The sequence below is a fragment of the Sphaerisporangium sp. NPDC005288 genome, from assembly GCF_040607475.1.
Classification (GTDB): Bacteria; Actinomycetota; Actinomycetes; order Streptosporangiales; family Streptosporangiaceae; genus Sphaerisporangium; species Sphaerisporangium rhizosphaerae.
In genome coordinates, this window is the sequence record NZ_JBEXGT010000014.1 from 87,601 (window position 1) to 107,218 (window position 19,618).

At 72.7% G+C, this 19,618-nt stretch carries 18 protein-coding genes; 11 read left to right on the forward strand and 7 right to left on the reverse strand.

The features are described from left to right. On the forward strand, positions 1-948 hold the full coding sequence (locus tag ABZU32_RS15630; protein WP_354922403.1) for a hypothetical protein: 948 nt from the start codon (positions 1-3) through the stop codon (positions 946-948). Between the two features lie 28 nt (positions 949-976). On the opposite strand, the gene ABZU32_RS15635 is transcribed toward ABZU32_RS15630, so the two are convergent. Continuing rightward, entirely contained in the window at positions 977-2,215 is a 1,239-nt protein-coding gene (locus ABZU32_RS15635; protein WP_354922406.1) for a SpoIIE family protein phosphatase, read from the reverse strand. 202 nt (positions 2,216-2,417) lie between these two features. Here ABZU32_RS15635 and ABZU32_RS15640 point away from each other — a divergent pair, with 202 nt between their 5' ends. Beyond that, positions 2,418-2,933, forward strand: coding sequence for a hypothetical protein (locus tag ABZU32_RS15640; protein ID WP_354922409.1), 516 nt, complete (start codon positions 2,418-2,420; stop codon positions 2,931-2,933). A gap of 201 nt (positions 2,934-3,134) precedes the next feature. On the opposite strand, the gene ABZU32_RS15645 is transcribed toward ABZU32_RS15640, so the two are convergent. Next, on the reverse strand, positions 3,135-4,346 hold the full coding sequence (locus ABZU32_RS15645) for an ATP-binding protein (RefSeq protein ID WP_354922411.1): 1,212 nt from the start codon (positions 4,344-4,346) through the stop codon (positions 3,135-3,137). Further along, positions 4,343-5,020, reverse strand: coding sequence for a response regulator transcription factor (locus ABZU32_RS15650; RefSeq protein WP_354848188.1), 678 nt, complete (start codon positions 5,018-5,020; stop codon positions 4,343-4,345). Before ABZU32_RS15650 ends, ABZU32_RS15645 begins: the two co-directional genes overlap by 4 nt. A gap of 183 nt (positions 5,021-5,203) precedes the next feature. Between ABZU32_RS15650 and ABZU32_RS15655 the strand changes: the two genes are divergently transcribed. From ABZU32_RS15655 to ABZU32_RS15680, 6 genes are all read left to right on the forward strand, one after another. Beyond that, entirely contained in the window at positions 5,204-6,286 is a 1,083-nt protein-coding gene (locus tag ABZU32_RS15655) for a peptidoglycan-binding protein (RefSeq protein ID WP_354922414.1), read from the forward strand. A 5-nt stretch (positions 6,287-6,291) separates the two neighbouring features. Next, positions 6,292-7,053: an ABC transporter ATP-binding protein gene (locus tag ABZU32_RS15660; protein ID WP_354922600.1), complete on the forward strand. Its 762-nt coding sequence runs from the start codon at positions 6,292-6,294 to the stop codon at positions 7,051-7,053. Between the two features lie 88 nt (positions 7,054-7,141). Next, complete coding sequence (locus ABZU32_RS15665; protein ID WP_354922417.1) at positions 7,142-8,371, forward strand: ABC transporter permease; 1,230 nt, start codon at positions 7,142-7,144, stop codon at positions 8,369-8,371. A 222-nt stretch (positions 8,372-8,593) separates the two neighbouring features. Next, positions 8,594-8,929, forward strand: a complete 336-nt coding sequence (locus ABZU32_RS15670; protein WP_354922420.1) for a cupin domain-containing protein — start codon at positions 8,594-8,596, stop codon at positions 8,927-8,929. A 122-nt stretch (positions 8,930-9,051) separates the two neighbouring features. Continuing rightward, positions 9,052-10,521 (forward strand): serine hydrolase domain-containing protein, encoded by a 1,470-nt coding sequence (locus ABZU32_RS15675; protein WP_354922423.1) that lies wholly within the window; start codon positions 9,052-9,054, stop codon positions 10,519-10,521. An 82-nt stretch (positions 10,522-10,603) separates the two neighbouring features. Further along, a complete protein-coding gene (locus tag ABZU32_RS15680) occupies positions 10,604-11,341 on the forward strand; it encodes a MerR family transcriptional regulator (RefSeq protein WP_354922426.1) in 738 nt (245 codons plus the stop codon). A gap of 427 nt (positions 11,342-11,768) precedes the next feature. On the opposite strand, the gene ABZU32_RS15685 is transcribed toward ABZU32_RS15680, so the two are convergent. Next, positions 11,769-11,975, reverse strand: coding sequence for a hypothetical protein (locus ABZU32_RS15685; protein ID WP_354922428.1), 207 nt, complete (start codon positions 11,973-11,975; stop codon positions 11,769-11,771). A gap of 5 nt (positions 11,976-11,980) precedes the next feature. Between ABZU32_RS15685 and ABZU32_RS15690 the strand changes: the two genes are divergently transcribed. From ABZU32_RS15690 to ABZU32_RS15700, 3 genes are all read left to right on the forward strand, one after another. Next, positions 11,981-12,163 carry a hypothetical protein gene (locus ABZU32_RS15690; RefSeq protein ID WP_354922431.1) on the forward strand — a complete coding sequence of 61 codons (183 nt, stop codon included), beginning with the start codon at positions 11,981-11,983 and terminating at the stop codon, positions 12,161-12,163. A gap of 244 nt (positions 12,164-12,407) precedes the next feature. Continuing rightward, positions 12,408-13,691: an ArsB/NhaD family transporter gene (locus ABZU32_RS15695; RefSeq protein ID WP_354922434.1), complete on the forward strand. Its 1,284-nt coding sequence runs from the start codon at positions 12,408-12,410 to the stop codon at positions 13,689-13,691. 20 nt (positions 13,692-13,711) lie between these two features. Further along, on the forward strand, positions 13,712-14,155 hold the full coding sequence (locus ABZU32_RS15700) for a CBS domain-containing protein (protein WP_354922437.1): 444 nt from the start codon (positions 13,712-13,714) through the stop codon (positions 14,153-14,155). A 48-nt stretch (positions 14,156-14,203) separates the two neighbouring features. Here the strand turns inward: ABZU32_RS15700 and ABZU32_RS15705 are convergent, their stop codons facing one another. The 3 genes from ABZU32_RS15705 to ABZU32_RS15715 all read right to left on the reverse strand — a co-directional run bounded on the left by ABZU32_RS15705 (position 14,204) and on the right by ABZU32_RS15715 (position 19,533). After that, positions 14,204-15,307, reverse strand: a complete 1,104-nt coding sequence (locus ABZU32_RS15705) for a Gfo/Idh/MocA family oxidoreductase (protein ID WP_354922441.1) — start codon at positions 15,305-15,307, stop codon at positions 14,204-14,206. Further along, entirely contained in the window at positions 15,304-16,047 is a 744-nt protein-coding gene (locus tag ABZU32_RS15710; RefSeq protein WP_354922444.1) for a sugar phosphate isomerase/epimerase, read from the reverse strand. The genes ABZU32_RS15705 and ABZU32_RS15710 overlap by 4 nt, the downstream gene beginning before the upstream one ends. A 189-nt stretch (positions 16,048-16,236) precedes the next feature. Next, complete coding sequence (locus ABZU32_RS15715) at positions 16,237-19,533, reverse strand: efflux RND transporter permease subunit (protein WP_354922446.1); 3,297 nt, start codon at positions 19,531-19,533, stop codon at positions 16,237-16,239. Positions 19,534-19,618: the final 85 nt, after the last annotated feature.

A 19,618-nucleotide genomic window follows, 5' to 3' on the forward strand; every position in this document is an offset into this window, starting at 1 on the left:
GTGGACCTCTCCCAGGCGGTGAGCGAGCTGTACGGCGGCGCGCCGGAAGACTTCGTCGAGACGCGCAAGCGGCTGGCGGCCGAGGCCAAGAAGGCCGGGGACGCCGGCCTGGCCAAGAGCATCGGCGCGCTGCGGCGCCCCACGGTGTCCGCGTGGGCGGTGAACCGGCTGGCCCGTGACGCCCCCGACGAGCTGGACGAGTTGCTCGACCTGGGCGCCGACCTGCGCGCGACCTGGGGGAAGGGCGGGCAGATCGGCGAGCTGGACCAGCGGCGCGGCGAGCTGGTCGCCCGCCTGTCCCGCACCGTCGACGCGCTGGCCGAGCAGGCGGGCCGTCCGCTGCGCGAGGGGGCCGCGCGCGAGATCGAGGACACCCTGCACGCCGCGACGATGGACGCGGCGGTGGCCGAGGAGGTCCGGCACGGCCGGCTCGCCCAGCCGCGCAGACACGTCGGCTTCGGCCCGGCCGACGACCTGTCCGCGCTTCTGGGGAGCTCCGTCGCCGGCGCCGCGCCGGCCGGAACGGACCGGCGCGAGGCCGGCCACTCCGCGCCGGCCGGTGGGCGCGCCGCCAAGGGCGCCCCGGCCGCCAAGGGCGATCGGGCCCAGCGGGCGGCCGAGGCGGCCAAGGCCCGCGAGGAGGCCAAGAAGCGGGAGGAAGAGGAGCGGCGCCGCCGGCGGGAAGAGCGGGCGGCGGCGGCCGAGGCCCAGGCCGCGCAGGCCGCGAGCGCCCTCGCCGAATGGGAGGCGGAGACCGGTGAGGCCGAGCGGGCTCACGTGGCCGCCACCGAGGAGGCCGGCCGGCTGCGCCGCGAGCTCGCCGCGGCACTCGAACGCCAGGAGGCGGCGACCAAGCGGCTGAACTTGGCCGAGCGCGAACGCGACCGCGCCACCCGCCGAGCCGCCGAAGCCCGCCGCCGCGCCGCCGAGGCCCGCGCGGAGTCCTGACCAGCGGGTGAGGGCAGGGGTGGTGCGGTCAGGGGAGGAGGGAGGGGCGTTCGCGGGCGGGGTGGCGGGGGCCGTGCCACTCGACCAGCATGACGGTGGCGTCGTCCTCCATCCGCTGGTCGTGGTAGGTGAGCACGTTGCGGATCAGCCGGCGCAGGGTTTCCTGCACGGGCAGGGCGTCCATCGCGCTGCGGATGACGAAGTCGACGAAGCGCGGCAGTCCGAACTCCTGGCCGTCCTCGTTGCGGGCCTCGGTGATGCCGTCGGTGTAGAGCAGCACGCGGTCGCCGGGCTGGAGCTGCTCCTGGCACGTCACCAGGGGCAGGCCGAGGTAGAGCCCGAGCGGGTGGGACGGCCGGCAGTCCAGCGTGGCCACCCAGTGCCCGTCGCGGATCAGCACGGGGGGATGGTGGCCGCAGTTGATCCAGGTGAGCAGCCCGCTGGGGACGTCCAGGTTGGCCAGCACCGCGGTGGCGAAGCGCTCGTCGGTGCCGAACTCCTCCATCAGGGCGTCCTCGATCGCCTCGACGGTGGAGGGGAGGTCCTTGCCCTGGTGGCGGTGGCTGCGGCAGGCCGCGACGGCCAGGGTCGCGGTCAGGCCGGCGGAGGCGTCGTGGCCCATGGCGTCGTACATCGCCAGGTGCAGGGTGTCGCCCGCCAGGCCGTAGTCGAAGGCGTCGCCGCTGATGTCGTAGGCGGGCTCCAGCGCCGCGGCGATCACCACCTCGTCGTTGGCGAAGCTCAACGGCGGCATCAGGTTCCACTGCATCTCCGCCGTGACGCTCATCGCGCGGGTGCGCACGAGCCGTGCGAAGGTGTCACTGTGGGCGCTCTTGCTCGCCACCAGCAGCGCCACGGTCGAGGCCAGGCAGCGGATGTCCGCCTGGGTCCACTCGGTCTCCTCGTCCACGCTGACGCGCATCACCCCGAGGCGTTCGATGCCGTCCAGCAGGGGCGCCCACCACCACTCGGGACGGCCGTCCTCGCCGGTCTTGGGCAGGACCTGCAGCTGCTGGAACGCCTTGCCCGCCAGCGTGCCGTCGACCCGCAGCTCGCAGGGCCCCAGAGGCAGGCCTTCGGGGTGGGGGAGCAGGTGCAGGTTCTCCTGCTGGAGGTCGACCAGATACACAAGGATGTCGCGCATGCCCGCCGCCGGCGCGTGCTCGGCGAGCAGCCCCGGCAGCATTTCCAGGCCCGAGAAGTGGCCGGCCTCCATCAGTTCGGCCATCAGATCGGCGGCACCGGCGGACAGCTTCCTCGCGATCACCTGGCCCCCTGCGTCCTCCCTGAGAGCCTTACCCCCGCTCGAGCAGCGGATGGGACATACCGGGCAAATTGTGGTCATAGGCGCGGAAAGTGATGACGCACGTGCGGGTGCGCGTCACCCTTACCTCTCGCTAATCCCGTGCTCCGTAGACATGGTCCCGTCGGCCGGGCACCGGGCCCGGGGACGCGAGGAGGAGATCGAGATGGTTGTCCGGCGGCTGACCTTGGTGTTGGCGTCACTGCCCGTGCTCGCGCTGGCCGGATGCGGGGGGCAGGCGAAGGGGACGGGCGTCGCCTCGGCCGACGGCGGGGCCTCCGGCAGGCCCGCCGCGTCGGCCTCGCCCGCGACGTCCAGCGACCCGCTGAAGTTCGCGCAGTGCATGCGCGAGCACGGGGTCGACATGAAGGACCCCGATCCGGACGGCCGCATCCAAATGAAGATCGACAAGGGGCAGCAGGGCAAGATGGAGGCGGCGCAGAAGGCGTGCGGGAAGTACATGCAGGGCGGCAAGCGGATGGACGCGGACGACCCGAAGCGCCGGGACGCCATGCTGCGCTTCGCCCGGTGCATGCGCGAGCACGGTGTCGACATGGCCGACCCCAAGCCCGGGGAGGGCATCCTGATCAGGATGCCCAAGCCGGGCAGCGGAGGGGAGGAGAAGGTCAAGGCCGCGCAGAAGGCGTGCGAGCACTTCATGGGCGGCGGCATGGGCGGGTGACCGCGGCCCGGACGGATCACGGCGACTCGGCGGGATGACGGCGGCCAGGGCGGGTGACCGCGGCCGGGCTGGGTGACGGCGGGCCGGGCGGGTGACGGCGGGCCGGGCGGGTGATCGCAGCCAGGTCGGGGTGATCGCGGCCAGGCCGGGGTGACGGCGGCCAGGCCGGGGGACCGCGGCCCGGTCGCGTCGCCCCGCCGGTCACCTCGTGGCTGCGGGGAGGCGGGCCGCGACCGGGGGGCGGGCGGCGGGCAGGCTCACGGTGACGAGCAGGCCGCCGTCCGGACGGGGCGCCGCCTCCACCTGGCCGTCGTGCGCGGCGACGATGGCCCGGACGATCGAGAGCCCGAGGCCGGAGCCCTGCGCCGAGCCGACGCGCTCGCGCAACCGGTGAAACGGCTCGAACAGGTCCTCGACCTCGTAGGCGGGGATCACCGGCCCGGTATTAGCCACCTTGATCACGATATTTTCGGAATCGTCGGTCACCTCGACCCGCAGCATCCCGTCCTTGACGTTGTACTTCAGCCCGTTCTCCACCAGGTTGAACACGCACCGCTCGATGAGCACCGGATCGCCCGCCGCCGTCGCCGGGGACAGCCGGCGCTCCAGGGCGACGCGCCGCCGCCGCGCGAGCGCCTCCAGCCCCTCGAGCACGCCGAGCGCCACCTCGTCCACCGCCACCGGCCTGCGCGCCACCAGCTCGTGCTCCGACCGGGTGAGCAGCAGCAGGCCCTCGATCAGCCGTTCGTGCCGGGCGTTGGTGCCCAGCAGCGCCTTGCCCAGGCGCACCAGGTCGTCGGAGGCGTCCGGCTCCTCCAGGGCCACCTCCAGCAGCGTCCGGTTGATCGCCAGCGGGGTGCGCAGCTCGTGCGAGGCGTTCAGCACGAACCGCCGCTGCGCGTCGAACGCCCGCTGGAGCCGGTCCAGCATGGCGTCGAAGGTGTCGGCGAGCCGCTTGACGTCGTCCCGCGGGCCCGCGAGGGCGATGCGCTCGTGCAGGGTGCTCTCCGAGAGCCGCTCGGCCGTCTCGGTCACCTGCCGCAGCGGGCGCAGCGCGCGGTCGGCCACCAGATGGCCGAGGACGATCGCCAGCACGCCCCCGACCAGCATGATGATGGCCGAGTTCTGGAACAGGTCGCCGAGCACCTGCTGCCTGCCCTGCTCCACCTGGGCGAGCACGTCGCGCTGCACCTTCATCGCGAACACCATGGGCTTGTGCGGCGAGGTGGGCAGGTCAGGCGGCAGCGTGGAGGTACCAAAGAACAGCTCCCGCTCCAGCGCGCGGGCCGTGAGCAGGTACGTCACCCACAGCAGCGCCGTCCCGGCCGTGAAGAACAGGCCGCTGTAGAGGATGGTGAGCCGGGTGCGCAGCCCGACGCCGCTCCACCACCCGCGCGCCCGCCGGGCGATCACCGCTCACCCCCCGGCCGCCCCGCCAGGCGGTACCCCATCCCCGGCACGGTCTCGATGACGTCCGGCTCTCCCAGCTTCCTGCGCAGGGTGGTGATGGTCACCCGCAACGCCCCCGTCCCCGACTCCACGTTCTCGTCCCACGCCCGCGCGACCAGCCGCCGCGGCGTCACCGCGGCCCCGCCGGCCCGCACCAGCTCCGCCAGCACGGCGAACTCCTTGCGCGTCAGCGTCACCGGCCGCCCGTCCCGGTGGACCGCGCGGACCGCCAGGTCCACCCGCACGCCCGCCCGCGACAGGACGGCGGGACGCTCCGGCGCGGTGCGGCGGGCGAGCGCGCGGATCCGCGCGACCAGCTCGGTGAACGCGAACGGCTTGGTGAGGTAGTCGTCGGCCCCCAGCGACAGCCCCGCGACCCGGTCGCCCACCCGCCCGGCGGCGGTCAGCATGAGCACCCGTCCGGACGCCCCCGCGGCGGCCAGGCGGCGGCACACCTCGTCCCCGTGCAGCTCCGGCAGGTCGCGGTCGAGGACGACCACGTCGTAGGCGGTGTGGCCGAGCCGCTCCAGCGCCTCGGCGCCGTCGTAGGCCACGTCCACCGCGATCGCCCTGCGCCGCAGCCCGCGGGCTATGGCGTCGGCGAGTTCGTCCTCGTCCTCGACGACGAGCACACGCATCGCGCGTCCCCCCTTCGCTGGTCTGGCGGGCAACAACGGACGACTGACCAGCGTGCCTCAGACGGCGTTAGCAACCGGTAAGCCCGCCGGCCCCGTCCCGCGCTTACCCGCCGCTAATCCGCCGCTGACTAGAAACCCACCCATGCCGCGGGCGTGGGTCCCGCGGCGCGGAGGTGAACATCGATGGGAGCTCGGCGCCTGGGCGTCCTGCCGGCCGGGATCGGAGTGACCGCGCTCCTGGCCGGGGCGGCCGCGGCGGCTGTGGTGATGAACTCCGGCGCCGGCGCGGCGTCGCCGTCCGCGTCGCCGGCGAGGAGCACGGCCGAGATCACGCGTGGCGACCTGGTGGACACCTCTTCGGTGGACGGGACGCTGACCTACGCCGGCGAGCGGAAGGTCTACGCGGGCGCGCCCGGCACCGTGACGGCCGTCGCCGCCGAGGGCAGCACCGTCACCCGCGGCCACGCGCTGCTCAAGGTGGACCGCAGGCCGCTCGTGCTGATGTACGGGCGGGTCCCGGTGTACCGGACGATGCGGCGCGGCGTGAGCGACGGGCCCGACGTCCGCCAGCTCGAGTCCAACCTCAGGGCCTTGGGCTACGGGGACGACATGACCGTGGACGAGGAGTTCACCTACGCCACCGACCAGGCCGTACGGGAGTGGCAGGAGGACCGCGGGCTCCCGGAGACCGGCGCGGTGGACGCGGCCCAGGTCGTGTTCCTCGACGGGCCCGTGCGGGTCTCCTCGGCCGAGGTGGAGGCCGGAGACGCCGTGGGGCCGGGCAGGCGGGCGCTCGCTGTCACCTCCACCCGCCGCACCGTCCACGTGGACCTCGACACCGACTACCAGGCCATGGCCAGGAAGGGGGCGGCCGTGACCGTCGAGCTGCCCGGGGGGCGCCGGGTCAAGGGCACGATCTCCGAGGTGGGCACGGTGGCCAGGTCCAGCGGCCAGGAAGGCGATCCGGGAGGGGGTGACGGGGCCACCATCGACGTCGACATCACGCTGAAGTCGGCCAGGAAGGTCGGCCGGCTCGACCAGGCCCCGGTCACCGTGGACATGGAGAGCGAGCGGGTGAAGGACGTGCTGTCGGTGCCGGTCGAGTCGCTGCTCGCCCTGGCCGAGGGCGGCTTCGGCGTCGAGGTCGTCGAGGGCGCGTCCTCCCGCTACGTCGCGGTGGAGACCGGGGCCTACGGCGGCGGACGGGTCGAGATCACCGGCCCCGGGCTGGCCGCCGGCATGAAGGTCGGGGTGCCGGAGCAGTGAGCGCCATCGTCCGGCTCACCGACGTACGCAAGGTCTACGGCGGGCACGTGGAGGCCCTGCGCGGGGTGAGCCTGGTCATCGAGGAGGGCGAGCTGCTGGCCATCGTCGGCCCGTCCGGGTCGGGCAAGTCCACGCTCCTCCACATGATCGGCACCCTGGACCGGCCCACCTCGGGAAGCGTCCGCATCGCCGGCCACGAGATCGCCGAGCTGTCGGACCGGGAACTGTCCGCGCTGCGCGCCCGCCGCCTGGGGTTCGTCTTCCAGCAGTTCCACCTGGCGCCCGGCACCACCGCGCTGGACAACGTGGCCGACGGCTCCCTCTACAGCGGACGCCCGCTGCGCGAGCGGCGCGAGCGGGCCGCCGCCGCCCTGGAACGGGTGGGACTCGGGCACCGGCTCGCGCACAAGCCCCACCAGCTCTCCGGCGGGGAGCAGCAGCGGGTCGCCGTCGCGCGCGCCGTCGTCGGGGACCCGCCTCTGCTGCTCGCCGACGAGCCCACCGGAAACCTGGACTCGGCGGCGGGCGCCGAGGTGCTGGAGGTCCTGCGCACCCTGCACGCCTCCGGCACCACTGTCGCGATCATCACCCACGACGCGGACGTCGCCGAACGGACGCCCCGGAGGGTACGCGTCCGGGACGGCCTCATCGCCGCCGACGACGGCCCACCGCCGATGCGACCGGCCCGTACCGGCACCGGCGTCGGCGACGATCCCCCGATGAGCGGCCCGGTCACCCCGCGGGAGACCGAAGGGAGCACCCGATGAACGGCACGACCGCGGGAGTCCGAGGGAAGCGCCCGACGGGCGGCGTGACCGATATGACCGCTTCGCGGGACGTCGAGGGGGACCTCCGATGAGCAGCGGGACGACCGCCGTCAGGGCCGGCGGACGCGGAGAGCGGCTGGCGCCGTCGAGGCTCGCACCTCGTGACGTGCTGCGGGTGGGCGCCGCCGGGCTGCGCACCCGGCCGGCCCGGGTGGTGCTGTCGGCGCTCGGCATCGCGATCGGCATCGCCACCATGGTCGCCGTCATCGGCATCTCCGCCTCCTCGCGCGAGCAACTCCTGCGCGAACTGGACCGCCTCGGCACCAACCTGCTGACCGTGGCGCCCGGCCAGACCATGTTCGGCGACGACGCCAAACTGCCGAAGCAAGCGCTGGACATGGTCCGCCGCATCGGCCCGGTCACCAGGGCCGGCGCCACCGGGCGGCTGGACGCGACCGTCCGCAGGACCGACCGCATCCCCGAAGCCGTCACCGGCGGGATCGCCGTGCAGGCGGCGGACGAGGGCCTGACCGCCACGCTGGAGGGCGCCGTCCGGCAGGGCACCTGGCTGAACGCCGCCATCGGGCGCGAGCCCGCCGTCGTGCTCGGCTCGGTCGCCGCCCGCCGGCTCGGCATCGAGCGCGTCGGAGTGCCGGTCTGGATCGCGGGCCGCTGGTTCACGGTGGTCGGGATCCTGGACGCGATGCCGCTGGCGCCGGAGATCGAACGCTCGGCCCTCATGGGCTGGGCCGCCGCCGAACGCTACGCGGGCTTCGACGGGTACCCGACCACGATCTACGAGCGCTCGCCGGACGAGACGGTGGAGGCGGTGCGCGGGGCCCTGCCGCGAACCGTCAACCCCGAGAGTCCCGACGAGGTGCAGGTCAGCCGGCCGTCCGACGCCCTCGCGGCCAAGGCGGCGGCCTCGGGCGCGTTCACGAACCTCCTGCTCGGCCTCGGCGCGGTGGCGCTGCTGGTGGGCGGGGTCGGGGTGGCCAACACCATGGTCATCTCGGTCCTGGAGCGCCGCCGGGAGATCGGCCTGCGCCGATCGCTCGGCGCGACGCGCGGCCAGGTACGGCTCCAGTTCCTCACCGAGTCCCTGCTGCTGTCGGTGCTCGGCGGGGTGGCGGGCACGGCGCTCGGAGCGGCGGCCACGACGGCGTACGCCATGGCGAAGGGCTGGCCGGCGGTGGTTCCCGCCTGGGCGATGGGCGGGGCACTGCTCGCGACCCTGCTCATCGGCACCCTGGCCGGCATCTACCCGGCGATGCGCGCCGCCCGCCTCGCCCCCACCGTCGCCCTGGCCGCCACGTGAAGGCCCTGCCGCTTCCGCCCTGAACAGCATGTGATCGGCCGGGGAGCCGTCACCGGGGGCACGGAAAAGGTGTCAAACGGCTGACGAGGGTAGACGCGCAACGGGTACGCATGAAGGTGAGCCTTCGTCGTCCCGCGTGACCACTCCGGTCAGGATGCGGCGACCTGGAAGCGGGGCGCGCACGCCGGACCGGCCGCCGTGCCGAACGTGAGGGGAAGCATCGTGACGCAGAAGTTCTCTCTGGTGGCCATGGCCCGTCAGCAGCTCGACAAGGCTGTCGAATCGTCCGGCGGGCACGCGGCCGACACCGTCGTGGGTGGGCACGAACGCGTCCTGCGGCAGACGGTCATGGCGTTCGCCAAGGGTTCGGAGCAGAGCGAGCACGAGGCCAACGGCGAGGCCACCATCTTCGTGCTGCTCGGACGGGTGCGCGTGATCGCCGGCGAGGTCTCCTGGGAGGCCCTGGCCGGCGACCTGATCATCGTCCCCGACACCCGCCACCGCCTGGAGGCCCTGGAAGACTCCGCCCTCCTCCTCACCGTAGCCATGCCCCGCTGACCACCCGCACCGAACCGCGCACCCTCGCGTTCGGCGCAGGCGGCCGTCGTGGCCGGCGCCGGGCGGCGTGTCACGCGTCAGGGCTTGACCTTGACCCTGGGGCAGGGTTCGAGCATGGGGGCATGAACGCGATCGAGCGAGTTGCGAATGACCGGGACGACAATGCGACCGGTCCCGATGCCGGGCGTGCCGCACGACAGCAGGGGGAAGGGAGGTCACCCGACGACCTGCGGGAGTTCGTCGAGGCGACGGCCACGCGGCTGGGCATCCCCGGCGTCGCCGTCGGGGTGTGGGCGGGCGGTCAGGAGGTCTACGCGTGCCACGGCGTGACGAGCGTCGACAACCCGTTGCCCGTCGACCAGGACACGCTGTACGAGGTGGGCTCGGTCAGCAAGACCTTCACCGCGACCGCGCTGATGCGCCTGGCCGCCGACGGCAGGGTCGCGCTGGAGGCGCCGGTTCGCCGGTACGTTCCCGAGTTGGTGCTCTCAGACGAGCGGGCCGCGGCGGAGGTCACGGTGTCCCACCTGCTCAACCACACCTCGGGGCTGGACTGGGCGATCCTCGCCGACACCGGTGAGGGAGATGACGCGCTGGCCGCCCATGTGGCGCAGATGGCCGAGCTGGCCCTGATCGCGCCGCCCGGCACCAGGGCCTCCTACAGTCAGGCGGGATACAACCTGGCCGGGCGGGTCGCCGAGAAGGTCACCGGCCTGACCTACGAACGAGCGGTCGCCTCGCTCGTGCTCGAGCCGCTGGGGCTGTCGCACAGTCTCTACGACACCGCCGATGTCATGACGCGGCGGTTCGCCGTGGGCCACAACCCCGGCGAGGACGGAGCCCCGTCCGTCGCGCGGGGGTGGAGGCGCTGGCGTGCCAACAACCCCGGTGGTGGCCTGATGTCCTCGGTGGCGGACCAGATCCGCTGGGCTCGGTTCCATCTCGGAGACGGGCGAGGCGAGGGCGGCGCCCGGATCCTGCCCGCCGAGGCGCTGCACCGGATGAGGCGGCCGACCGTGGAGCTGCGCGGCAGCACGCTGGGCGACGCCTTCGGCATCTGCTGGTTCCTGCGCGATGTGGACGGCGTTCGCACCGTCGGGCACGGCGGGTCGGCGAACGGCCAGTTCGCCGAGCTGCTGCTCGTGCCCGAACGCGATTTCGCCGTGGTCTCGCTGTCGAACGCCGGACCGAACGGCATCCCGTTCAACCAGGCCGTCGCCCGCTGGGCACTTGAGCACTATCTGGGGGTCGTCGACCGCGATCCCCGGCCGCTGCCCCATGATCCGGCGCGCGCCCGGGAGGTCGCCGGCAGATACGACAACGATGCCATGACGCTCGTCATCGCCGCCGGACCGACGGGGATGACGCTCGAGGTCGGCATCAAACCGGAGATCCGGGCGGCGTCGGACGGCGAGATGCCTCCGGACTATCCACCGGCCGCGATGGGCCTGCTGCCCGGCGACGGCGACGAGTACATCATCACCGAGGGCGGCCTGCAGGGGCAGCGCGGCTTCTTCACCCGCGACGAAGACGGCACGATCGTCGGCATCGACCTCGCCGGCCGGATGTCCGTCCGGGTCGCGACGGCCTGACCGGTCAGGCCGCGTCGTGCCGTGGTATCCACGACATGATGAACATCCCGGGAGGACGGGCCGGCCGATGGGAGACCGACGAATGATCACTATCGGCCAGCTCGCCCGATACGCGGGTGTGACGATCAAGACCGTGCGCCACTACCACCAGCGCGGACTGCTGGCGGAGCCGCCGCGCGATGCGTCGGGCTACCGGCGCTACAGCGCCCAGCACGCCATCGACCTGGTCAAGGTGAAAACGCTCGCCGAGGCCGGCGTCCCGCTCGCCCGCATTCACGAGATGTTCGACGCCGACCCGGACCGGTTCGCCGAGGCGATCACCGAGATCGATCACCGGCTACAGGAACGAGCCGAGGAGCTGCTCCGCACCCGGGAGCGGCTCGTCCAGCTCAACTCCGGCGACCGGCTGTTCGTCTCCGCGGAGGTCGCCGACTACCTCGACCACCTGCGGAGCATCGGCGTCAGCCGGCGCACGGTGCGGATGGAACGCGACGGGTGGATCCTGCTGCGGTCGGTCTCACCGGAACAGGCGGCGACCTGGTTCGCCGACAAGCACGACGCGATCAGCGACCCGGAGTTCCGCGCCCTCTACCTCGACTACGACGCGGCCTTCGACTGGCCCCCGGACGATCCGCGCCTCGACGCGCTGGCCGAACGCACCCAGCGGTGGATGGCCGGTCAGCCCGGCACGCCCGAGGAGGGGAAGCCGTCGGTCCCCGACCCGGACGCGGCCCGGTTGATCACCAATTCCGTCGGAGCCTCCTCGCCGGCTTGGGAGAGGCTGGTCGAACTCGCCGGGCAGCGCCGGGCAGAACGGTGAACCGCATGGCGTGGACGCATGTGCGACGGCACGCCCAACCAGAAGTGGTATTCCGAACTGTGAGTGTGCGTGGTTACCGGAGAATCCAGAACCAAGACAGCTTGCCATGGGTGAGCGTCGCGGGTGGTGGCTCGACCAATGGCTCCTCCGTCGTGCAGTGGTCCTGGGAGGGTAGCCAAGATCAGGCGTGGTCTTTCGTACAGAGCTGATCCAGAACGTCTCGTCTGACGTCGTTCCTCCGCTTACCACTTGTGGCGTGGCGACCGCAGATCGCGCCACGCCACAGTGGCTTCCCAATGACCGTCGGGCGGCAGCGGTCACGCGTTCGGTCCTCGAAAGCCCTCGGGATTCTCCAGAGGGCTTTCGGGCTGGAGCCGCCCAAGGTGACAAGACCGAGGCCCGTCGAAGGTGCGGGCGGGGCGGACGGTCAGCCCGCCACCGGGGCGTAGTCCTGGCCGGCGTGCGGCTGGAGGACACCGGCGCCGAGGCCGATGTTCGGCCTTCGCTCGTCCGAGGGCGTGCCCGCCATTCCCGACTGGGAGGAGCGCGTCGCCGCGGCGCGGGCCGCGCGGCGGTGATCTATCGGGTCGAGTTGAGCACGAAGGCGCTCGGCCAGCTCGGAGGGTTCCCCCACGGGCGATGGACGCGCTGATCGAGACGATGTCGTGGGTGATCGAATATCCGGCTGACCCGCTACGCACCTTCGCCACGGGCGATCCCTATGTCAGGCGGGCCGGGTTCGGCGAGGCCGGCTTGGTGACCTACCGCATCGATGACGGCGCACTGCTGGTCACCGTGGCGGATGTGACCTGGGCCGGGTGACCGAGGCGCATCGCTCGTCCAGTCGATCGAACGTCGGCCGGGCCGATGCCGGCGCGGTGCTGATCTGTCAGGATCGCGGGCCGAGAAGAGGTCGCAGATCGGCTCTCGCTCACTCTCGTCCCTGTTGGTCGTCCTCGTCGGAGCCGTCGGAGGTTGGTAGGGTTCTCAGAAGGTTGTCAGGTGTGCCGGGAAGTCTGGTCGGCGATGCAATTGGGGTTGTCGCAGGCTTCTGGGAGGTGCGCTGGTGATCGCGATCGCGGCCGTCGTCGTGTTCGTCGCCGTCTATGGGCTGATCGCGACCGAGCGCATCCATCGCACGGCCGCCGCGCTCGGCGGCGCCGGGCTGATGTTGCTGATCCACGCGGTGGACGGCCGGTCGGCGTTCTTCTCCGAGCGTTCGGGCATCGACTGGAACGTCATCTTCCTGCTGCTCGGCATGATGATCATCGTAGGCGTGCTCAAGCAGACCGGCGTGTTCGAGTACGTCGCGATCTGGGCGGCCAAGCGGGCCAAGGGCAGGCCGTTCCGGCTGATGGTCATGCTGATCGTGATCACGGCGCTGGCGTCGGCGCTGCTGGACAACGTCACCACCGTGCTGCTGATCGCCCCGGTCACCTTCCTGGTGTGCGACCGGCTGGCGCTGCCGGTGGCGCCGTTCCTGATCGCCGAGGTGATGGCGTCCAACATCGGCGGCACCGCGACCCTGGTGGGCGACCCGCCCAACATCATCATCGCCAGCCGGGCCGGGTTCACCTTCAACGACTTCCTGGTGCACCTGGCGCCGTTCATCGTCGTGGTGCTGGTGGTCTTCGTCGGTCTGTGCAGGTGGCTGTTCCGGTCGGCGTTCGTGTACGACCCGGTGCGGGCGCTGCAGATCATGAAGCTGAACGAGCGCGAGGCCATCGAGGACCACCGTCTGCTGGCGCAGAGCCTCGCGGTGCTCGCCGTGGTGATCGCCGCGTTCGTCCTGCACCCGGTGCTGCACTACGAGCCCGCGGTCGTCGCGCTGCTCGGCGCCGGCCTGCTCGTCGCCGCGACCAGGGTGACGGTGGAGGAGGCGATCCGCGACGTCGAGTGGGCCACGCTGGTGTTCTTCATGGGCCTGTTCGTCATGGTGGGCGCTCTGGTGGAGACCGGCGTCATCGGCCAGGTGTCGCGGGCGGCGGCCTCGGCGACCCAGGGCAGCCTGCTGCCGGCCACGATGGGGCTGCTGGGCGGGTCGGCCGTGCTGTCGGCGATCGTGGACAACATTCCCTATGTCGCCACGATGAGCCCGATCGTCACCGACCTGGCCCACGCGAGCGGGCCGTCCGGCGACGTGCTGTGGTGGGCGCTCGCCCTGGGCGCCGACCTGGGCGGCAACGCGACGGCGGTGGGCGCGTCGGCCAACGTGGTCGTGCTCGGCATCGCCGCCCGCAACGGCGTCCGCATCAGCTTCTGGGAGTTCACCAAGTACGGCCTGGTGGTCACGGTGGTGACCGTGGGGCTGGCCGCCCCGTACCTGTGGTTGCGCTATCTCGCCGGTTAGGCTCGGCAAGGAGGTCTTCGGTGCACGCGCGTGATCTTGTCTGCGGCTTTCCCACGGTGACGGCCGGCACTCCTGCGGCGGAGGCGGCCCGGCTGCTCGCCGAGCAGGACCTGCCCGGCCTGATCGTCCTGGACGGTGACGGCCGGCCGCTGTGCGTGCTGCCCGGCACGCAGGTGCTGCGGCTGGCCGTGCCGCGCTACTGCCAGGACGACCCGGCGCTGGCCCGCGTCATCGACGAGGACCAGGCCGACGCGTTCGTTCGCGCGCTCGGCGGCCGCACGGTGGGCGAGTGCCTGCCCGAGCAGCCGCGCGAGCTGCCGATCACCGACCCGGACGCCACCGTGCTGGAGGTGGCCGCCCTGATGGCCCGCACCCGCAGCCCGCTGATCGCCGTCGTGGAGGAGGGCGTGCTGCTGGGCGCGATCACCCTCCAGACGCTGCTCGCCCGCGCGCTGGCCGTCTGAGGCGGGCCGGGCGCCGGGTCCGCCCGATCAGCGGACCCGGCGCTTCCGTCAGTAGAGGGTGGCCTCCTCGGGGTTCCAGTCGGCGGGGAGCGGCTCGGGTTCGCGGACCGTCGTGGACAGGTGCCGGAACTCGCCGTCCTCGGCCGAGCCGGCGATGGCGGCCATCGCCTCCAGAACGTGCAGGGCGAGGCTGCCGGAGGCGCGGTGCGGCACGTCGCCGCGCAGCGCCCGCGCCATGTCCAGCACGCCGAGGCCGCGCCCGACGGCGGTGCCTTCCACCGGCAGCTCGCGCCAGTCGTCGTCGCCGGCCGCGCGCACCTTCAGCGGTCCGCCGAAGGTGTTGGGGTCGGGCAGCGACAGGCTGCCCTCGGTGCCGATGATCTCGATCATCGTCACGTGCGCGGGGGAGTCGAAGCTGAACGTCGAGGACGCGCTGGCCCCGCCCGCGAAGTCGAGCAGCGCCATGACGTGCGTGGGCACCTCCACGGCGAAGCGCGTGCCGCCCTTCGGGCCCGAGCCGATCACCCGGTACGGGCGGGCCTTGCGGGCGGTGGCCGCGACCTTGGCCACCGGTCCGAGCGCGGCGACCAGCGCGGTCAGGTAGTACGGCCCGATGTCGAACAGCGGGCCCGCCCCGCGCTGGAACAGGAACTCGGGGTTGGGGTGCCAGGACTCCGGGCCGGAGTTCTGCATGACGGCGGTCGCGGCGACCGGCGCGCCGATCAGGCCGGACGCGAGGGCCCGCTGGGCCGACTGCAGGCCGGCGCCGAGGAAGGTGTCGGGCGCGTTGCCGACCCGCAGGCCCCGTTCGGCGGCCTCGGCCAGCAGTTTCTCGCCCTCCTCGGGGTCCAGGGTCAGCGGCTTCTCGCCGTAGACGTGCTTGCCCGCGCGCAGGGCGGCGGTGGCGACGGCGGCGTGCGCGGCGGGGATGGTGAGGTTGACGACGATCTCCACCTCGGGGACGGCCAGGACGGCGTCCACGTCGCCGGCCACGGGCACGCCGTACGCGCGGGCCTTCTCCTCCGCCCGCGCGACGTCGAGGTCGGCGACGCCGAGCACCCGCACGTCGGGGAAGGTGGTGAGGTTGCGCAGGTAGGCGTCGCTGATCGCGCCGGCGCCCACGAGGGCGACGCCGACGGGCCCGCCGGTCATGCGCGCTCCAGCTCGGTGAGGTAGGCGTGGCTCTTGGCCAGGGCCTCGTAGATGTCGGTGTCGCAGTTGTCGAGCTCGACGATGCGCAGCGCGCCGGGGGCGGCGGCGAGGAAGTCCGGCACCGGCATCACGCCCTCGCCGAGGGCCGTGTGCGACAGGCCCTTGACGCCGGGGCCGTCCTTGACGTGCAGGGCCAGGACGCGGTCCCCGAGCCGCCCGAGCAGCGCGGGCACGTCGGCGCCGCCCACGGCCGCCCAGTAGGTGTCGATCTCCAGGAACACGCCGGGGGCGAGCAGTTCGGCGAGCGCCTCGATGGCGTGGACGCCGTCGATCTTCGGCTCGATCTCCCACCAGTGGTTGTGGTAGCCGAGCCGCATGCCGTAGCGGCCGGCGTGCTCGGCCAGGCCGTTGAGCATGTCGGCGGTGCGGTTGAGGCCGTCGCGGGTGGTGAAGTCCTCCTCGGGGATGCCGCCCGGGATGATCACCAGGTCGGCGCCCACGGTCGCGATGGCGTCCAGGACGGCGTCCGGCTCCTGCGAGAGCAGCGCGTAGGCGTGCGTGCTGGGCACGGTGAGCCCGAGCTCGTCGGCGGTCCTGCGGAATCCCTTGGGGTCGTCGGTGGGGTCGTAGGCCTCGACGGCGCCGTATCCGATGTCCGCTATCCGCCGTAACACCTCGTCACGATCGACCTTCACCTGGTCACGAACGGTGTAAAGCTGTACGCCCAGCGGCTTCGCCATCGGGAGGGAACCTCCTGGTCCAGAGGGCGGAGTGCCCGCGTCGACACTCCGCGTAACAACCGGGTAATCGGTACGTAAAGACGCTAAGTCGCCGGTATTGGAAAGACAATGGCCAATTTGGGTTCTGAACCGGGAAAGCGCCGGTCGCCGCGATGGACGGCCGGCGCTTTCCCGTCACCCGGAAGCGGGTCAGGCGTGGCCCGGCGCGCTCACGGCGGGCTCGCTGGGCGTCTCCTCCCGCGGGGGCGGCAGGGGCGTCCCGCCCTTGCGGCGCTCGCGCCGGGCGCGGGCCTTCTCCTTGCGGTTCTCGACCATCGTGTACAGCGTCGGCACCAGCACGAGGGTGAGCAGCGTGGAGCTGATCAGGCCGCCGATCACCACGACGGCCAGCGGCCGGGAGATGAAGCCGCCCCCGTGGGTGATGCCGAGCGCCATGGGCAGCAGCGCGAAGATCGTGGCCAGCGCCGTCATCAGGATGGGCCGCAGCCGCCGCCGGCCGCCCTCGACGACCGCCTCGTGCAGGGGCATGCCCTGCTCGCGGTACTGGTTGACCAGGTCCATCAGGACGATGGCGTTGGTGACGACGATGCCGACGAGCATCAGCATGCCGATCATCGCGGCCAGGCCGAGCGAGGTGTCGGTCACCAGCAGCAGGCCGATCGCCCCGGTGGCGGCGAACGGGATCGAGACCAGCAGCAGCAGCGGCTGCACCAGGCTGCGGAAGGTCGCCACCATGACGAAGAACACCAGCGCGACGGCCGCCACCAGCGCCAGCCCGAGGCTGCCGAACGCCTCCGCCTGGTCGGCGCTGACGCCGCCGATCTCGACGGAGGCGCCCGCCGGGAGCGACAGCGCGTCCACCCGCTTGCGCAGTTCGGCGGTGGTGGCGCCGAGGTCGGCGCCGGTGGACTTGCCCGACACCGTGGCGCTGCGGTCGCCGTCGATGCGGGTGACCTCGACCGGCCCGTTGACCTGCTTGACCGTGGCCACGTCGCCGAGTTCGACCGTGCCGGCGAGCTTCAGGTCGCGCAGGTCGGCCTGCGAGGCCGGCGCCTTGCCGGGCCGGAGCACGACGTCGGCCGTGGTGCCGTCCAGGGCGATCTGGGTGACCGTGCTGCCCCTGAACGCCTGCGCCACCGCCTGCCCGATGGCGACCTCGCTGAGGCCCTTCTCCGCGGCCTTCCTGCGGTCGACCGTGACGTCGATGCGGGGCGCGGTGTCGGCGACGCTGCTGGTCACCTCGGCGACGTCCGGAACGCCGGCCATGGCCCGCTGGACGGTCTGCGCGGCGGTGCGCAGGGTGTCCAGTTCCGCCGCGCGCACGACGACCTGCAGCGCGTTGCCGCCGAAGCCGCCGGCCTGGCCGACGCTGACCTCGCCGATGCCGGGCGTGGCGGCGAGCCGGTCGGTCAGCCGTCGCTCGATCGCGCCCGCGTCGGCGCCGTCGCGCAGCGTCAGCGAGTAGCTGGCCCGGGAGGTCCCGCCATTACGGCCGCGCCCGCCCAAGCCGATGCCTCCGCCGCCGCCCACGGTGACCTGGTACGAGGCCACCTCGCTGGTGCCGGAGACGACCTGCTCGACCTTCTTGGCCATGGCGTCGGCCGCCGCGAGGGAGGTGCTGACCGGGAAGGTCTGGCGGATGCTGATGGTGTTCTGACCGGAGTCCTCGATGAAGCTGGTGCGGATCATCGGCACCAGGCCCAGCGTTCCGATGAAGATCACCATGGCGATGGCGACCGTGGTGATCCGGTGCCGGGTCGCGAAGCGGATCACCGGGACGTAGGCGCGCTGGAGCAGGCCCCGGCGCTCCTTCTCGTCCGCCGCCCGCCTGATCGCCTCGGAGTCGCCGTCCTTGGGGGCCTTCATGAACCAGTAGGCGAGCACCGGGACCACGGTGAGCGCGACCAGCAGCGAGGCGAGCAGCGCCACCGTCACGGTGATCGCGAACGGGCTGAACAGCTCGCCGACCAGGCCGCCGACGAAGGCGATGGGCAGGAACACCGCGACGGTGGTCAGCGTGGAGGCGGTCACCGCGCCCGCCACCTCGCGCACGCCGTTCTCGACGGCCTGGCGCTTGGGCTCGCCGTAGGACAGGTGCCGCTTGATGTTCTCCAGGACGACGATCGAGTCGTCCACCACCCGGCCGATCGCGATGGTCAGCGCGCCGAGGGTGAGCATGTTGAGCGAGTAGTCGCGGATCCACAGGGCGATCAGCGCGATCAGCACCGACAGCGGGATGGACACGGCCGTCACGATGGTCGACCGCAGCGAGAACAGGAACACCAGGATCACCAGCACGGCCATGGCCAGGCCGAGCAGGCCCTCGGTGGTCAGGCTCTCGATGGCCTGCTCGACCGACGGCGCCTGGTCGAAGATCACGGTGAACCTGGCGTCGTCGCCGAGGGCGGAGGCCAGCGCGGGCAGCTTCGCGCGCACGTCGTGCGAGATCGACACCGCGTTGCCGCCGGACTTCATGGTGACCGCGATGCCCAGGCTCGGCCGGCCGTTGGTGCGGGTCAGCGTGGTGGAGTCGGCGACCCCGAGCTTGACGGTGGCCACGTCGCCCAGGCGCACGGGCTTGGGCTTGGCGGGCGCCCGAGGAGCCCGCGAAGCCGCGGTTCCTGCGGCGCCCGCGGTCCCGGACGCCCCGGGCACGCCACCCTGGCCGCCCGCGCCCGCCCGGCCCTGCCCGGACGTCTGGCCCTGTCCTTGCCCCTGCCCTTGACCCTGTCCCTGGGCGGCGGCGGGCGGGGTGAGGTAGAGGTCCTTGATGTCCTGCACCGAGCCGAGCTTGGTGCCCACCTGGACGCTGAGGGACTTGTCCGACTTCGTCAGCGTGCCCGCGGGCACGGGCGTCCCGGCCGACTGGACGGCCGAGGCGATCGAGGAGGCGCTCAGCCCGTGCTCGGCCAGCTCGTCGTCGTCCGGCTCGATGGTGATCACCTCGTCGCGGGTGCCGGAGACCGACACCTCGCGCACCCCCTCGACCCCGCTGAGCGCCGGGACGACCTCGGCGGTGAGCCGGTCGGCCAGCCGCCGCTGGTCGCCGGCCGAGCTGGCGGCGAGCTGGATCACCGGCAGGTCGTCGGTGCTGCCCGTGACGGCCTGCGGGTCCACCCCGTCGGGAAGCTGGGTCTGCACGCGGCCGATGGCCTGCTGGATGCGGTTCTGGGCCGCGTCGATGTCGGTGCCGTAGTCGAACAGCACCTGGACGGTCGCGCTGGACTCGCGGGAGGTCGAGTTCACGCCGGTCACGCCGGACAGCCCGCGCACGGCGTCCTCCAGCGGGCGGGTGACGCCGTCCTCCACGATCTGCGGCGCCGCGCCGGGGTAGGACGCGACGATCGACACGGTGGGGAAGGAGAGCGACGGCAGGAGCTGCTGCTTCAGCGCGGGGATGGTGTACACCCCGAAGGCGGCCACCACGATCGTGATGAGGGCGACCAGGCCGCGGTTGGCGAGGCTCAGTCTGGCGAGTAACGACATCGGTCCATCTCTTGGTCGGGTTCGGCAGGGGCGGCCGGCGCCTGTGGGAGGGGCGCCGCTCGCGGTCGCGGGCCGGTCGCCCGGC

Bases quoted from the DNA above. Each gene is read 5' to 3' on its own strand.
- ABZU32_RS15650 (WP_354848188.1), bottom strand. From the start codon at position 5,020: ATGCGTGTGCTCGTCGTCGAGGACGAGGACGAACTCGCCGACGCCATA.
- ABZU32_RS15690 (WP_354922431.1), top strand. From the start codon at position 11,981: ATGGACGCGCTGATCGAGACGATGTCGTGGGTGATCGAATATCCGGCT.
- ABZU32_RS15675 (WP_354922423.1), top strand. From the start codon at position 9,052: ATGAACGCGATCGAGCGAGTTGCGAATGACCGGGACGACAATGCGACC.
- ABZU32_RS15680 (WP_354922426.1), top strand. From the start codon at position 10,604: ATGATCACTATCGGCCAGCTCGCCCGATACGCGGGTGTGACGATCAAG.
- ABZU32_RS15655 (WP_354922414.1), top strand. From the start codon at position 5,204: ATGGGAGCTCGGCGCCTGGGCGTCCTGCCGGCCGGGATCGGAGTGACC.
- ABZU32_RS15665 (WP_354922417.1), top strand. From the start codon at position 7,142: ATGAGCAGCGGGACGACCGCCGTCAGGGCCGGCGGACGCGGAGAGCGG.
- ABZU32_RS15705 (WP_354922441.1), bottom strand. From the start codon at position 15,307: ATGACCGGCGGGCCCGTCGGCGTCGCCCTCGTGGGCGCCGGCGCGATC.
- ABZU32_RS15715 (WP_354922446.1), bottom strand. From the start codon at position 19,533: ATGTCGTTACTCGCCAGACTGAGCCTCGCCAACCGCGGCCTGGTCGCC.
- ABZU32_RS15640 (WP_354922409.1), top strand. From the start codon at position 2,418: ATGGTTGTCCGGCGGCTGACCTTGGTGTTGGCGTCACTGCCCGTGCTC.
- ABZU32_RS15710 (WP_354922444.1), bottom strand. From the start codon at position 16,047: ATGGCGAAGCCGCTGGGCGTACAGCTTTACACCGTTCGTGACCAGGTG.